The sequence below is a fragment of the Nocardia sp. Tas62D01 genome, from assembly GCF_055232035.1.
The window spans coordinates 6854707-6869849 of sequence record NZ_JBUYUZ010000001.1; the positions used below are offsets into that span (position 1 = coordinate 6854707).

Consider the following 15143-nt stretch of genomic DNA (forward strand, 5'->3'; position numbering starts at 1 on the left):
GGTCGTGATCGCCGACGGCTCCAAATGGATTGTCAGAGCGTGTGTTGCGGGCAGTACGCCTGGATAGCGGCGCGACCGACCAGATCGAGCTCGCCGAAAGTGCCTGCGGCACACTCGAGTACCCGTTCACCTTCCTCGACCTCTACTTGTTGAGCAATGTAAACCGTAATGAATCGTGAAAACATTGTCAATCAAAGCGCGGTGTCCTTGGTCGAATAGGTCCGGCTGCCACCGCGCTGTGTCGGGACGAGTCGGCCAACGGGGTGGGAAGATGTAGGCGGTGCGCGGGCTGCTTGCCATGGCATCGTGATCGGACTGACGGAGGTAGTTGCCGTGCAACCGCAGGTTGTCGGGGATCGCTATGAGCTCCTCGAACAGATCGGATCCGGCGGAATGGGGCGGGTCTACGAGGGGTTCGACCGCAATCTCAGACGTCGGGTCGCGGTGAAGTTCATGCAACCGAGCCTGGACAACGATCCTGGCTGGATCAAGCGCTTCTTCCGGGAGGCCGAGTTGATGGCGCGATTGAGCCATCCCGGACTGCCTGCCATCCACGACGCAGGCGTTCTCCCCGGTAGTCCCGAAAGGCCCTATCTGGTTATGGAATTCGTCGAGGGCATCACCTTCGACGATCTGCTCGCCAACCACGGATCCCTGCCGGTCGGGGTGGTGGCCGCACTCGGAGCGCAAACGTCTGCGGTGCTGGCCGCCACCCACCGCCACCGGATCTACCATCGGGATCTGAAGCCGTCGAACCTCATGCTGTGTCCAGACGGCACGGTGAAGGTCCTGGATTTCGGGCTCGCCGTCGCCCTCGACACCGACGTGACGCGGTACACCACGACGGGGACCACGCTCGGCACGCCCGCATTCATGGCGCCTGAGCAGGTCGAGGGCAAAGTTGTTGTGCCCCAGACCGATCTGTACGCGCTGGGCCTCGTGCTGCACGAACTGCTCACCGGAAAGCGGGTGATGACCGGCAGCACACCCTTCGTCGTCTGGCAGAACCAGCTCCATCGGCCCGCTCCCGAGATCGAGACCGATTGTCGCGATGTGCCGCCCGACATGGCCGAGCTGCTCATGAGCATGCTCGCCAAATCACCCACCCGACGGCCCCACGACGCCTCGGTGGCGCACGTCGGCCTGCTTCGGCACGCAAGCGGACTCGGATCGCTGCCGGAAGTGAACGGACTCGACGAGCCTGCGCTCATGTATGCCTTGGCGGTTGGTGCCATGGGGGTGCCCCAGCCCACGCCAGAACCGGAATCGGTGGTGGACTCCGACCGCGCAGTCGGAAACGTCGGCGAGGCTGCTGGGACGGCAGGCAGCAGTCGGGATGGTCTGCGGCAGACGATGGAGCGCACCCGTGTGCTCACGGATGCGTCGCGGTACCCGGATGCCATCAACCAACTGCGGACAGTGGTCGATGCAGTTGTCCCGGTTCTGGGCTCACGAGATCGAGAGGTGGTCGACGCGCGAACCCGCCTCGCGGACCTGCACCTCGAGATCGGTGACTACCGCAGCGCCGGCGATCTGTATCGCAGCCTGATCGACGACCTGACCGAGGATGGGGGACCCTACGACGGCCAGGTGCTGTATTGCCAGCAGCAACTCGCGCGCTGCGATGCTCATACCGGCGACGCCCGCGGCGCTGTGCGACGACTGCAGCATCTCCACACTCAGATGGCTGTTCGGTACGGTGAGCAGGACCGTCGCGTTGTCGAACTGGCCGCACAGATCAGGAGTGTCGAGACCGGCTGACGTCTGCGGGATTCCCGCTGGGTTGACAACATAGTGAAGAACCACGACGGAATGGCAGGCAATCGACAGTGCGAACGCGCATCGGCACGCGATACGACCTGATCGATGAGATCGGTTCCGGTGCCATGGGATCGGTGTGGCGCGGCTACGACGCCGTGCTAGACCGTGAGGTTGCGGTGAAACTCATCCGGTTGAACCAGATCCGATCCAGCGCCGAGGCCGCCGAACTCGCCGAACGGTTCCGCCGGGAAGCCAGGGTCACCGCACGGATTCGACACCACGGGGTGCCACAGGTGTTCGATGCCGTACTCGACGCCGAACTCGTCGAAGTATGCCTGGTGATGGAGTACATCGAGGGCGCGACCACACTGCAGGAATGCCTGAGCTCGGACATCGTGTTGCCGGTCGGATGGGCAGTCGCGGTCGCCGCGCAGATCGCCACCACGCTCGCCTACGCGCATGCCCTGCCGGTGGTGCACCGCGATCTCAAGCCGGACAATATCCTGCTGGCGCCCGACGGCACTGTGAAGATCATCGACTTCGGCCTTGCGGCGCTGCTCGTGTCCGACACTCCGAAACTGACGATGACCGGAATGATGCTCGGCACTGTCGCGTACATGTCGCCGGAACAAGGGATCGGTGCCAAACCCACCCCACGCTCCGATCTGTACGCGCTGGGCTGCATACTGTACGAAATGCTCTGTGGCAGAGCTGTCTTCGTCGGCAGTGCGCCGACGGTTGCACACCACCACGCGTTCACCGACCCTGTTCCACCTGCAGATCTTCGCGCGGACGTGCCACCGGAACTGAATCTGTTGGTGCTCGATCTGCTGGCGAAATCGCCGGAACGCCGACCGGTCGACGCCGAAGCAGTCTTCGATCGTCTGCTGGCATTGCTGCAGTCGCCCGACGCTGGGCTGTGCGGCGAGATGGCACCAGCCGGGTACCCCGACCCCGTAGAGATCTTCCGGCGGCCGAACGCCCCGAGGCAACCAGGGCTGTGCCGGACCGCAGCCCGCTCTGCTGGTCGAGATGCTGTGCGCGCGGTCAATTCCGGACTCGGCGACGTGGTTTCGGCCGGAGAGGCCGAGTTTCAGGAACTGGTCGACGAAGGCCGTTTTGCGCAGGCCGCAGATGTGCTCGCCATGGCGCTGCCAGAAGTGCAAGCCGTATCCGGACGCGAGAGCAGGCAGGCGCTCGATCTGCGGTGCAAGATTGCCCGAGCGCTCCTTTCCGGCGGTGAATTCCGTAGGGTAGCAACGGAATTCGAGCTTCTGGCCGACGGATACTCGCTACTCGCAGGCCCCGATGACGAGACGGCTCTGCAATGCCGCAGATATGCGGTGACGTGCCGAGCTGAGCTCGGTGAGTTGGCCGCCGCGCTGGCGCAAACCCGCATACTGCTGGCGCAAGTGCGTGAAAGCCAGGGCGACGGTAGCGAGCTCGCACTGGACCTGCGCCTGAGCCTCGGACGGCTACTGACTCTGGTCGGGGAGCGAACCGAAGCGGCTGTCGTCCTGAACGAGGCCTACGAAGACCTTCTTCTCGTCCGCGGCACCGACGACCCGCTCACCCGCGACACGGTGGAAGCGCTCGACCAGCTGATGGCCATGGAGCCGCCACCGAATTGATCGGAGGTCGATACACCGGCGCTGCGGAACTCGGGCGCTTGACGTTGGTGGAAGTGCTTCGACTGCGCCAGGTCGGTCAGCACCCGCGGGTGGGTGCGTTTGACGTATTCAGCGGCACCGACCAGGAAGCCGGCGGTGCCGCAGGCCGGATCGCAGATCTCGTCGTGCGGGCCGGGCGCCAGCATCTCCACCATCAGCCCGATGATGTGGCGCGGGGTGCGGAACTGGCCGTTCTGACCGGCGCTGGCGATCTTGGCGAGCATGTACTCGTACAGGTCGCCCTTGGTGTCGCCCTCGCCGAACGACATCCCGTCGAGCATGTCGACGGGATGTCGTTCGGCGAGGGAATGGTGAAGCGGGCGTCTTTCATGTGGTGGCTGTAGGTGGAGTCCTCACCACCGGCCGTGCGCAGCCAGCCGAACACGCCGTCGCGGACCGTGGCCAGCATGGTGTCGGGGTCGAGTTCCTTGAACTGTGACCAACGCAGATGCTCAGTCTCCGGGGTGTAGATCGGGTTCTCGATCGGCTCGCCGGTCCAGTGCGCCTGACGCTCCTTGGCCGTCTGCAAGTCATCCAAGCGCCGCAGGAACATCAGATAGGTGATCTGTTCGATCACCTCCAGCGGGTTCGAGATACCGCCCGACCAGAAGGCATCCCACAACCGGTCGATCTTGCTCCGCAGCTCTCCCCTGATCCCTCCGCTGAGGGTATTGGATCACACCGCTCTGCTAACCCTCTCGAGGATCAGCCGTGCGAATGCGGATCGGGACTGTGACAACGTTCCCGACGGGTGCACGGGAGTCCCCCGCCGCGTAGCCGCACCCCTGCGGCACCGTCGCGCCGCACCCATGCCGCGCGCCGCACCCTTCTGCGCCTGCCGCACCCCGGGTGATCCCCAGCAAAGCAACAAATCACGCAGATGTCCCATCCCCTAATACACCCCAATCACGAAATATGCTCTCGTACTGCGATTTCGGTGGAGTCGCAACCCGAACAACTGGGCCCAGTGACGAAATAGCCGGGGGCTCAGTAATGTTCGCGGATAGGTTTGATATGGTCGCGCTGCATCTAAGGTGTCCTTTCGGGTGCACGGACCGGCGTCGCAATCTCTTGGCGGAGAGACGCCGGTCTTTTGCGTTCAGGCTGCGGGGCCGCACGCCGCGCCTGGGAAGGCCACGACCCACAGCATGTCGGGCACTACGCTTCGTGCACGACCCACCGTGCGTGCCACAACGGTATAAGCCTCAGAGCCGGTGCAGCGGAGACTGTTTCGCGCCCGTGGCATGGCACCCGCGCACTCACCGCCCAACTACTCTCCGGGCCCTGCGGCGCACAGAGCCGCGAATTAGCCTTCTCGACAACGGAATTCCGTTCTGCCGGTTCGTTGGTAGCATGCGAGCGGCGGCCGGCCTTCTATGCCAGCGGCAGGTAAGAGGCGCGACCGCGCTAACCCACTCGGCCCGCCGAACAGAATCATCGACGCCGAGGCAGCCCGATGGGATAACGAGCAGTGACAGGCGCCGCGTCCCCACGCCCCAAGGCCGGGTAGTTAGCCGCTGAGGCTGCTTGTCGAGGGGGAGTTAGGTTTTCAGGTGTGGGGAAACGAAAGCAACGGAGTTCCGGTAGAACTGGCAGTCGACCAAGACAGCCCTGTCCACGAGGAACTCCGTTGCCCCGTCATTCTGCCCTGTCCTCGGCCACGAGGGCCATCACTCGCACGATCACGGTGGCTGCGGGGGTATTCGCGCCGGGGCATGTGGGGGAGTTGACGGCCATTGTGCCTTTCGAACTGGTCGACGCGGTGCTGGAGGAGGAACGGGCACTCGAGCAGCGACTGCGTGATCTACCGTCCCGGGTCGGGGTCTATTTCCTACTCGCGATGTGCCTGTTCCCCGAGGTCGGCTATCGCCTGGTGTGGGGCAAGATGACCTCGGGACTGGGTGGGCTTCCTGTCGTCTCCCCGACCTCAAAATCCCTGCGTGACCTGCGCCGCAGGGTCGGTGTCGCCCCGATAAGGGCGTTGTTCGAGGTGCTTGCTGGTCCGCTTGCCCAGCCGAGGACTCCGGGGGCGAGGTTCGGCCGCTATCGGAGGAGTGTCCTTCGACGGCTGCACCTCCCAGAAGGTGCCCGACACGAAACGTAACCGGGCTCGGCTGGTCCACTCGTGCCGGTTATCCGATGCTGGAGCTGATGACGCTGGTGGAGACCGGCACCCGGGGGATGCTGGGCGCGGTGTTCGGCCCTACTGTCGAGGGCGAGACCGGTTACGCCGGGCGCCTGTTGCGCCTGCTGGACCCCGGGATGCTGGTGTTGTGGGACAAGGGCTTCGACGGCAATGCCTTCCTCGCCGAGGGAGCGGACAGGCGGACGGGTCATCGGCATGACCTCGATCGACGACCGCCCCGACGCCGCGGCCGACCGCCGGGTGCCTGGGGCATGGGAGGGCGACCTGATCATCGGCAAGGCCGGCAAAACCGCGGCAGCGACCCTGGTCGAGCGGACCAGCCGCTACGTGATCATCTGCGCCCTGCCCGACGGCAAGAAGGCCGAGGGCCTGGCCGACGTGCTCATCGACACCGTGAGCAACCCGCCTGCCCAGGTGCGGGGGTCGTTGACCTGGGATCAGGGCACCGAGATGGCACGGCACGCCGCGTTGACGCTGGCCACCGAGCTGCCGGTGTATTTCGCGCACCCACACTCGCCGTGGGAACGCCCGACCAACGAGAACACCAACGGCCTGATCCGCGAGTACCTGCCCAAGGGCATCGAGATCACAGACCACCAGCCCTACCTCGACGCCATCGCCGACGAGCTCAACGACCGACCCCGAGCCGTCCTCGGATTCCGTACGCCCCGAGAGATCTTCACCAAGCTGCTGCTCGACTCCGTTGCTTCCACCGCTCGACACCGCCCGCGCGCTTGCTGACGATATCGCGCTACCCACTGGCAAAGAGGAATGTCTTCGGCCACTGCCCACCGGCCTCAATCCGCCGTTTCCAAATAATCATGGCTGCCCGCTTTCCGGCGTATTCATATTCGGCGTCATTGATTGAATATCCGGCAGGGCCTTCCTCTGGAACGCGAACTATTCTCGTTGTACCATCAGGAAATACGCCCGGAGCATTCACGTCATATTCGGCAAACTCGGCATTCTCGCTAATGAGCCGCCCGCTCATCATTGCTCCCACCTGTGCTACTTCCTTCCTATTGTAGACTCCCAGTTGGCGGCCTGATTTGCGACCGCATGCGCATCATTGTACGTCGCGCCAGGATGGTCTTCGAGGTACCTAAGCTCTGAAAGTTCATGATCGAGTAGCAGTCGGTCAGTTGTTGTTCCCCGCCCTTCGCTGAGTCGCAACCACGCCTCCGCCATATCTCCGCCATATCCGGGTCTGCGTCGAAGCGCCCGACACGAACCTCTCCGGTATACGAGTCAACAATCTTGTGCTCAGCATTGAATACGTGCTGCTTGATCTTTTCCACATCGGATATGCTCAGGCCATTTTTATCGGCGATGCTGGCAACGTCGAGGGTGTCATTCCTAATGTAATCATAGGCTTTGTCCGCCCACACGTACCATCGCTCAGCGTCATCTTTGGGTACGCGTCCTACACGACCGCCTGTTGACATGACGTCGCCATGATTTTTCCGATTTTTAATAAGATCGGCGAGTCGCTTGAGTTCGGTGCGCTTAGCCAGAAGCTCCTCAGCGTTTTCCGTAATCTTCGAAATGAAGTTGGCGGCTTTTTTTATCCTGAGCACGCGATCGACGTATGTTTTCAGCTTGACCGCAAGCTTTCCCGCCTTGGCGGCCGCTACCGCAGCTGCGCCCAACCCCGCTGTCAACGCTCCGGCGACCAGCGAGAACACCACCGTCGTGGCTGCTTCTATCGCGAGGTCGACCGCGAGGTCTTCGAGCAGTTGCTTCATCTGGTCTCGGAACGAGACAATCGCCGAGCGATGGTTGCTACAAGCCTGTGCGAGCTCGCCATACAGGCTGAGCACCACCACCGCGGACGTCTTCAGTTCTCGCAGATCGTCATCAACTTGTGCAAGATCGGGAGCTGTTTCAGTCTCGAATGACTTGGCCAGCCCCTCAGGGCTCCGGCGTTGTCGGTCTGCAAGCCGGTGAGCTGCGGTAATTAGCTGTGCGACACGCCGTTTCGGATGCGAGGCGGACACGGGTGGCTCGAGGAGGATGAAGGTTCCTTAGGCCAGAATCTTCCCCGGAGTCGCCCGTGTCCGTCTGTTCAGTATCCCTTGTCGAGCCCGTTGTGGAGGTGTTGGATCGACGGCGCGTCGAACCGGAAACCCACACGGTCGCACCGTGTTTGCTGGAGGTGCTGAAGACGGTTCCCGACCCGCGTGATCCCCGTGGAATCCGGTACCCGTTGGTGGGGTTGCTGGCGATCATGATCCTGGCCACGGCGGCGGGGATGCAGTCGGTGGCCGGGTTCGCCACCTGGGTGCGTACCGCGCCACCGGAAGTGTTGGCAGAACTGGGCATCCGAGTGCGTCGCCCGAGCGAGAAGACGTTGCGAACCCTCATCGCCAGACTCGACGCCGCGGATCTGGATCGCCGGTTGGGTGACTATTTCGCCGCCGTGGCCGCTGCCGCGGACTCCGGCGGACTGATGGCGGTGGCCCTGGATGGCAAAACCGTGCGCGGGGCGCGCCTGGGCGGGGGCCGCGCACCGCACCTGGTGTCGATCTTCGCCCACCACGCGCGATTGGTCCTCGGCCAGCTGGCAGTCGCCGCGAAGTCCAACGAAATCCCCACGGTGCGAAAGCTTCTGAAGGCAATGAACCGGACCGGGCTCATCGCCACGATCAATGCGATGCACACGCAGGTCGCCACGGCGAAACTGATCTGCGGGCAGCTCAAGTCGCACTATTTGATGACGGTGAAGGCGAATCAGCCCAAGCTGTTGGCTCGCATTATCGCCCAGCCGTGGGCCGAGGTCCCCATCGCCCACCGTGACGCCGACGCCAAGCCATCGCACGGCAGGATCGAGACCCGCACCATGAAGGTGCTGAGCGTGCCGCGCGGGATCGGGTTTCCCTACGCCCGCCAGATCATGCAGATCACCCGCGAACGCGTCCAGGTCACCACCGGGAAACTGACGGTCGAGACCGTATACGCCATCTGCAGTGTCACCTTCGAGCAAGCCAAACCCCGACAGTTAGCCGAATGGTTGCGAAACCATTGGGGAATTGAGAATGCGATCCACTGGGTCCGTGATGTGACCTACGACGAAGACCGCAGCACCCTGCGGACCGGCACCGCTCCGCAAGTCGCCGCGACGCTCCGAAACACGGCGATAAGCCTTCACCGCATCGATGGTGCCGCCAACATCGCCGAGGCCTGCCGGACGACAGCCTTCTCACCGAACAGAGGCCTCCACCTGCTGACGAACACCCAAAACCCTTGGTCGCAGGCTAGTTAGGCGACAACGCCGGAGCCCTGGCCAGCCCCTCTAGCAGAGCGGGAAGATTCGCTGCGCCAGACGTGGACGCGAATTTCGCCCACGCGTCAGCTGCGGTTTGTAGCTTATCGGGGTCACCATCAGGCATCTCGACCCCGAACTGAGCAAGGGCTGACCGGTCCCCGATGACGGAACCACCCGGAGGCTTATTCATAAGCCTGTCCCGCAATCGGCTGTGGCATAGCAACTCTCGTGGCCTGTGTGGCCTGTGTGGCCGGTGAGACGGTGATCGCACTGCTTGATACGTCGGCGCGTCGCAGCCGAATTGGCAACGGCCCTCATGTATCTCAGTTCGTGGAGTTACGAAGTCTACGAGCGAGAACGAGGGCCGTTGCGGTACAAGGCTATTACGGGGCTGACCGATGGGCAACTGACGGAACTGACTGCCCGGGTACACGAGACCGTCGGCGGGTTCGAGTCGGCCGGTCGCCCTTACGCGTTGAGCTTGTTCAGGTCTGTCGCTTTGGTGGTGTCGTTGATGCGCAGAAACCTCGTCCAGGATGTCGCGGGCGCGTTCTTCGGGATCAGTCAGTCCACGGTGAGCCGCCGCTGGGATCTGCTGCGACCGGTGATCGCTGACGTACTCGAAGAGTTCGTTCCCAACCCCCGCGACGTCATCGGAGTCGGGTCCGTGCTGGTGGACGGCACAATCTGCCCGACCTGGGACTGGTCGGCGATCCCGGACCTGTTCTCCGGAAAAACCCAGTATCCGGGGTTCAACATCCAGATCGCCGCCGACCTCGACGGCAGGCTCGTCGCGGTCGGCATGACGATCGTGCACGGCGCCCGACACGACGCGCACGCATACGCCGCCTCCGGACTCGCCGACCTTCTCGCCGAGATCGACACTGTCGCCGATTCCGGTTACGTCGGTGTCGACGGAATCGATCTGGTGCCCTACAAGAAACCTCCGGGCCGCGAACTGCACGAGAGCCAGGCCGCGTTCAATACCGCACTCTCCGGAATCCGGGCCGCGGTGGAGCGAGCCGTCGCTCACCTGAAGACCTGGCGCATGCTCAGCGAGGAAGGCGGCCGCTACCGCGCGCCAGTCCACAAATTCCCCTCTGCCCTGAAAACGATAGTCGCACTGCACTTTTTCGCGGAGGCTTATGAATAACGCTCCCGGTTTTAGAGCCAGGTTGTTTTCGATCCGTATTCAGTTGATGCCGCAGGCCACCGGGTGGTGGCTGTGGCTGCAGCGGGCAGCGTACTCGGCCGGGGTCAGATAGCCCAGCGCCGAATGTCGATGTCGTCGGTTGTGGTCTACCTTGTAGTCGCCGATGACGACGCGGGCTTCGAGCAGGCTTGTCCAGTGGTTCCGGTCGAGGCATTCTTTGCGCAGCCGACGGTTGAACGATTCGACGAATCCGTTATTCCACGGCGTGCCCGGTGGGATGTAGATGATCCCGACCCGGTTTGCGCAAAACTGTTGCAGCGCATGGGAAATCATTTCCGGCCCGTTGTCCATCCGCAACACCGTCGGCGACCCACCATGAGTGGTGAAGACCTTCTCGAGCTCGGTGACGAGCCGCTCGGCGGTGATCGAGCGTTCAACCAGATGCAATAGTGATTCACGGGTGTGTTCATCGACCATCGACGCGATCTTCACCGCTCTGCCGTCGATGGTGGAATCGAACTGAAAATCCAACGCCCACACCACCTTCGGTGCATCCGCATCGACCGGCGGCATCGACGAAACGCCGGCCCGTTTACGCGGCTGGTGCTCACGCACCTGCAGCCCTTCCTCCCGCCAGAGCCGATGCACCTTCTTCTTGTTCACCGAGCTGCCCTCGTCGAACCGCAACCGCGCCCACGCCCGCCGGAACCCGTGACACGGGTTCTTCGTAGCATACGAGCGCAGCCAGGCCCGCAAACCGGCGTCCGGATCATCCGGGGTCTGCGCGAGGGGCAGCCGCCGATACGTCGAACGAGCAAGCCCAACGACCTTGCACGCGAACCGTTCCGACACGCCCTTCACTGCTGTGAGCATGTCGACGGCACGGCGCTTGGACGCTGGGCTCAGAATTTTCCCCGGCTGATCTCCCGCAGGGCGTCCTTTTCCAGCTCCGCCTCGGCCAGCAGCCGCTTGAGCCGGGAATTCTGCTCCCGCAGCTCCTTGAGCTCCTTCGCCGCATCGGTATCCATACCGCCGTAAGAGCGGCGCCAGTTGTACAACGTCGCCGCCGACACTTCCAGCTCTGCGGCGATCTCCTCGCCCGACTTACCGGCCGCGGCCAGCTCATCGGCACGGCGCAGCTTCCGCACGATCTCCTCCGCGGAATGCCGCTTCCGTCCTCCAGCCATGATCCCAATCGTCCCTTCTGGCCCCTACCAGGGCCAACAGGACTCTAATACCGAGCGGTCTCATTCATTGGGGACGGGCCAGGGCGTCTACCGCGAAGCCGACGTCGTCGAATAGGCCACTGCCGGGACCGTCTGCTGCTGGTGGAGGTACCTGGCAGGCTGCCCACGCCGGAGCGAACGGCGTCGGCTCTACCGGCTGCGGACGACCACTCCCTGCTTCATAGTCCGCTAATGCGTAGTTATAGCCAAGCTGTTGCAAAACACTGGCGTAGTTTCCCATCGCCACGATCAAGGTCTCGGTCATCGTCATGGCGTCAGCGACGGTGGCGTCGTAATTTGTCGCCCATGACTTCGACTCTCCGCAGTTGCCTCCCATCGCGCCCAACCCCGACAAGGCTCCGATCCGGGCAGCGAAGATCTTACGGAACTCGGTCGCGTATGAGTACAAGGACGCCCCCGCTAGGGAGTACACCATCGGGTCGACCACAAGTTTGGTACCCAACTCACGCACCTCCCAACATGCTTCGGTTGGCTTCGATCGCCGCGGTGTAGCGGTCGTGCGCAGCCTGTACTGCGTCGCGCATCGCACCGATGCCTTCAGCGACTTCAGTCGCCCCGACATGCCACTCACGGAAAGCAGCGTCCTGAGCATCGGCGGCCTGACCGTGCCACGTCTGTTGCACAGTGGCGATGCGCTGATTGAGACCGTCGAGACTCTCGTTGAGGAAGCCGACGAAACCAGACACCCGGGTGACAAGCTGTTCGGGACTGTAAGAACAACGGTGTAACTCTGAACGGAGATGCACCACGATGACTGATGTGATCGAGCGTGAGACCGAGGCCGGTTCGGCCCGTGAGGTTTTCGATGAGGCGCGGCTGCGGGAGATGGTCGATCAGGCCCGCGCCGACGGGCTGCAGCTGACCGGCGAGGGCGGCCTGCTGGCGAAGCTGACCAAGCTGGTGGTGGAGTCCGCGCTGGAGGGCGAGATGGACGACCATCTCGGCTACGCCAAGCACGACCCGACCGGCCGCGGAAACGGTAACTCCCGCAACGGGCGGCGCGCGAAGACGGTGCTGACCGAGGCCGGGCCGGTCGAGGTCGAGGTGCCCCGCGACCGTGCCGGCAGTTTCGAGCCGAAGATCGTGGCCAAGCGGCAGCGGCGGCTCAGCGGCGTCGACGAGCTGGTGATCTCGTTGTCGGCCAAGGGGTTGACCACCGGCGAGATTTCCGCGCACTTGGCCGAGGTGTACGGGGCGGAGGTCTCCAAGCAGACCATCTCCACGATCACCGACCGTGTGTGGTCGAGGGCATGGCCGAGTGGCAGAACCGGCCGCTGGACACGGTGTATCCGGTGGTGTTTGTGGACGTCATCAACGTCAAGATCCGCGACGGTAACGTGGCGAACCGGCCCATCTACGTCGCGTTGGCGGTGACCTGCGACGGCACTCGCGAGGTGCTGGGATTGTGGGCCGGCGAGCACGGCGACGGCGAGGGCGCCAAGTACTGGCTGCGGGTGCTGACCGAGCTGAAGAACCGCGGCGTGAACGACGTGCTCATGCTCGTCTGCGACGGTCTCAAGGGCCTGCCCGAGGTCGTCGGGCAAGTGTGGCCGCAGACCATTGTGCAGACCTGCGTGGTCCACCTGTTGCGGGCCAGTTTCCGTTACGCCTCCCGCAAGGACTGGGCCGCGATCGCCAAGGACCTGAAACCGGTGTATTCGGCTGCGTCCGAGCAGGATGCACTGGACCGGTTCGCCGGATTCAGCGACAAGTGGGAGAAACGCTATCCCGCGATCATCCGGCTGTGGACGAACTCGTGGGCCGAGTTCGTGCCATTCCTGCAGTTCGATAAGGCCATCCGCACCCTGATCTGCACCACGAACGCCATCGAGAGCCTGAACTCGCGGATCCGCCGGGCTGTCAACGCCCGCGGGCACTTCCCCAACGAGCAGGCCGCCCTGAAATGCGTCTACCTGGCCATCATGAGCCTCGACCCCACCGGCAAGGGCCAGAAACGCTGGTCCAACCGGTGGAAGGACGCACTCAACGCCTTCGACATCACCTTCGACGGACGCTTGTCCGCCGGACGAAAGTAACTGTCAATCAACCACTTACACCGTTAACTTGACAGTCCCAGCTGTTCGATCTCGTCCAGATCAACACGGAAGGGCTGGGAGTTCTCTACCAATTCAACGCCGGAAGATCTAGGTGGCTGGTGTTTTTCGTCTGGCGTTGACCGGCTGGGTGGGGCTCGAGTTGAATGACTGGGTGACGTTGGGACGGACACCGGGGCAGGCTGATCTTTTTCGGTCGACTGTGCATTTCTGCGAGGGTCGGGTGGCGGCGGGCTCGATTTATGGTGTGCTGCATCGGGAGTGTGTCCGGTTGTTCCCGGATGGTAGCTATTCACCTGGGGTGGTGAGGTTTTCGGTGGTCGGTGTGGTATGCGTGCGTGGTTATGGGGCGGCTGCGGGTGTGAGGGCAGGCGGTAGCGACGGACCGGTGGTGAACAGTTGGGTGAGGGCGTCGAGTTTGTCGAGGCCCCATTTATGGGCGGTGTCGAGGTAGGAAGTGACGATCGCGAAGTCGGTGATTCCCTGCAAGGTTCGCCATGCTCCACCACTGGTTCGTTGCTGTATTTTGACTGGTCGGAGCGTTCTTTCGGCTTCGTTGTTCGAAAACGGGACGGTCAGGTCGGTCGCGAACCGCAAGATCATGTCTTCGTAGCGGGTGAACCGGGCCACCAGCTTGCGGGCGTCGGCGGCCAAGGTAGTTTTCCGGTCACGGTTGTCGTCGCGGCCCAGCCCGATCGCACCGGCGTAGGCGCGGCGGATCCCGGTGAGGGTGTCGGCGTCGAGAGCCGATGCCTCAGCGGCGCGGGCCCGGCCAGCGGCGGTGTGGGCGTCGAGCAGGCAGTCGATCATCGCTTTCGCCCATACCTGCCCGGCTGGATCGGCATCGTGGATCGACCGCAAGTCGCGCAGCAGGTGCGCACCGCACCACGCGTGGGCCGCTTTGAGGTGCGCGTACCCGGCGTAGCCGTCGCGGACCAGTACCCCGGTGAACTCGCCGAGCACACCACCGGCATCAATATCGTCGGCGGAGCGGCCACCGACGTGCATCAACGTCAGATAGTCGGTGCAGGCGACGTGCACGTACTTCAACTCCGCGGCGGCGCGGCCGGTGGTTTCGTCGGCATGCAACACCGGCGCGGTGGCCAGCAGAGTTCGCATGTGGACGGAGAACTGTCGTTCCAGCAGCCGCGCGGCGCGGCCACGCACCCCTGCCAGCCAGCCAGTCGAAATATCGAGGCCGCACAGTGCGACGAACAGATCCCGGCTCCGCCCGATCGGTAGGTAATGCCCGCAGGTCAGCAACGCCGCCCGGGCCAGAGCCACCGGCCCGATCCGCACCGGCGACCCCGCCGCCGCGATCACCGCGACATGCTCGGGTGCCGCATCGGCCCAGTCACCGGCAGTCACTGTCCCGCACCCGCATTCGCGGGCGATACGCCGATACTCGGTGATCACCGGCGCCGCCGCCGGTGCCGTGTCCACGACCTGGCGGCGTTCGCAGGCGACCTCGGCGGCACCGTCGAGCGAACACGAACACCCCTGGCAGCGGGGCGGTTCCAACCGGATCGTGTGGTTCGGGTCATCGTGCAGTGGCCGCGACGTGCCTGCCGAGCCTTTCTGCTTACCCGCCGACCGCCCCGACCGGGTCCGCGACGACCGCTTCTTGGCCGGTTTCTTGTCATAGGGCGAGTCCGACCCCGACGACCACCCCGAGTTCGACGAATCCGCAGCCAACCGCCGCTCCAGCACTGCGATCCGATCCGCCTGCGCCGCAGCCTGTTCGGACTGCGACCCCACCAGCGCCTTCAACTCTGTGTTCTCCGAACCCAACTCCACATTCGCGGCCCGCAACTCCGCATTCGCGGCCCGCAACTCCGCGTTCTCGG

12 protein-coding genes and 3 pseudogenes are annotated in these 15143 nt (G+C 63.8%); 7 read left to right on the plus strand and 8 right to left on the minus strand.

All coding sequences use genetic code 11. The features are described 5' to 3' along the window. Window positions 1-306: 306 nt before the first annotated feature. Window positions 307-1761: a protein kinase domain-containing protein gene (locus ACV7NQ_RS32700; RefSeq protein ID WP_463363083.1), complete on the plus strand. Its 1455-nt coding sequence runs from the start codon at window positions 307-309 to the stop codon at window positions 1759-1761. 68 nt (window positions 1762-1829) lie between these two features. Then, window positions 1830-3392 carry a serine/threonine-protein kinase gene (locus ACV7NQ_RS32705; protein WP_463363084.1) on the plus strand — a complete coding sequence of 521 codons (1563 nt, stop codon included), beginning with the start codon at window positions 1830-1832 and terminating at the stop codon, window positions 3390-3392. Here the strand turns inward: ACV7NQ_RS32705 and ACV7NQ_RS32710 are convergent. Then, window positions 3290-3700 (minus strand): HsdM family class I SAM-dependent methyltransferase, encoded by a 411-nt coding sequence (locus ACV7NQ_RS32710; RefSeq protein ID WP_463363085.1) that lies wholly within the window; start codon window positions 3698-3700, stop codon window positions 3290-3292. The genes ACV7NQ_RS32705 and ACV7NQ_RS32710 overlap by 103 nt on opposite strands. After that, the gene (locus tag ACV7NQ_RS32715; protein ID WP_463363086.1) at window positions 3586-4053 is read right to left on the minus strand and encodes a type I restriction-modification system subunit M N-terminal domain-containing protein; all 468 of its coding nucleotides are present in this window, start codon (window positions 4051-4053) and stop codon (window positions 3586-3588) included. Before ACV7NQ_RS32715 ends, ACV7NQ_RS32710 begins: the two co-directional genes overlap by 115 nt. A gap of 1026 nt (window positions 4054-5079) precedes the next feature. On the opposite strand from ACV7NQ_RS32715, the pseudogene ACV7NQ_RS32720 reads away from it, so the two are divergent. Further along, window positions 5080-5750: pseudogene (locus tag ACV7NQ_RS32720) on the plus strand (transposase domain-containing protein); the annotation flags it as partial. Further along, a pseudogene (locus ACV7NQ_RS32725) lies at window positions 5746-6318 on the plus strand (IS30 family transposase); the annotation flags it as partial. The pseudogenes ACV7NQ_RS32720 and ACV7NQ_RS32725, both read left to right, overlap by 5 nt. Before the next feature lie 10 nt (window positions 6319-6328). Here ACV7NQ_RS32725 and ACV7NQ_RS32730 read toward each other — a convergent pair. Together ACV7NQ_RS32730 and ACV7NQ_RS32735 are read right to left on the minus strand one after the other, a co-directional pair. After that, on the minus strand, window positions 6329-6580 hold the full coding sequence (locus tag ACV7NQ_RS32730; RefSeq protein WP_463363087.1) for a hypothetical protein: 252 nt from the start codon (window positions 6578-6580) through the stop codon (window positions 6329-6331). A gap of 16 nt (window positions 6581-6596) precedes the next feature. Then, window positions 6597-7574: a hypothetical protein gene (locus ACV7NQ_RS32735; protein ID WP_463363088.1), complete on the minus strand. Its 978-nt coding sequence runs from the start codon at window positions 7572-7574 to the stop codon at window positions 6597-6599. A 56-nt stretch (window positions 7575-7630) separates the two neighbouring features. On the opposite strand from ACV7NQ_RS32735, the gene ACV7NQ_RS32740 reads away from it, so the two are divergent. Both ACV7NQ_RS32740 and ACV7NQ_RS32745 read left to right on the plus strand, forming a co-directional pair. Further along, window positions 7631-8839 carry an ISAs1 family transposase gene (locus ACV7NQ_RS32740; RefSeq protein WP_463360829.1) on the plus strand — a complete coding sequence of 403 codons (1209 nt, stop codon included), beginning with the start codon at window positions 7631-7633 and terminating at the stop codon, window positions 8837-8839. Window positions 8840-9158: 319 nt separating this feature from the next. Then, on the plus strand, window positions 9159-9995 hold the full coding sequence (locus ACV7NQ_RS32745; RefSeq protein ID WP_463358528.1) for a transposase family protein: 837 nt from the start codon (window positions 9159-9161) through the stop codon (window positions 9993-9995). Window positions 9996-10034: 39 nt separating this feature from the next. Here ACV7NQ_RS32745 and ACV7NQ_RS32750 read toward each other — a convergent pair. The 3 genes from ACV7NQ_RS32750 to ACV7NQ_RS32760 all read right to left on the minus strand — a co-directional run bounded on the left by ACV7NQ_RS32750 (window position 10035) and on the right by ACV7NQ_RS32760 (window position 11991). Continuing rightward, window positions 10035-11182 (minus strand): IS3 family transposase gene (locus ACV7NQ_RS32750; RefSeq protein WP_463358517.1). Its coding sequence is split into 2 segments (ribosomal slippage): window positions 10035-10912 and window positions 10912-11182, totalling 1149 coding nucleotides; the frame shifts between segments, so codons are not numbered across the junction. A gap of 64 nt (window positions 11183-11246) precedes the next feature. Then, window positions 11247-11684, minus strand: coding sequence for a hypothetical protein (locus ACV7NQ_RS32755; protein WP_463363089.1), 438 nt, complete (start codon window positions 11682-11684; stop codon window positions 11247-11249). Window position 11685: 1 nt separating this feature from the next. Then, a complete protein-coding gene (locus tag ACV7NQ_RS32760) occupies window positions 11686-11991 on the minus strand; it encodes a WXG100 family type VII secretion target (RefSeq protein WP_463363090.1) in 306 nt (101 codons plus the stop codon). 76 nt (window positions 11992-12067) lie between these two features. On the opposite strand from ACV7NQ_RS32760, the pseudogene ACV7NQ_RS32765 reads away from it, so the two are divergent. Then, window positions 12068-13278: pseudogene (locus tag ACV7NQ_RS32765) on the plus strand (IS256 family transposase). Between the two features lie 360 nt (window positions 13279-13638). Here the strand turns inward: ACV7NQ_RS32765 and tnpC are convergent. Next, window positions 13639-15129, minus strand: coding sequence for an IS66 family transposase (tnpC, locus tag ACV7NQ_RS32770; RefSeq protein WP_463365555.1), 1491 nt, complete (start codon window positions 15127-15129; stop codon window positions 13639-13641). Window positions 15130-15143 lie beyond the last annotated feature (14 nt).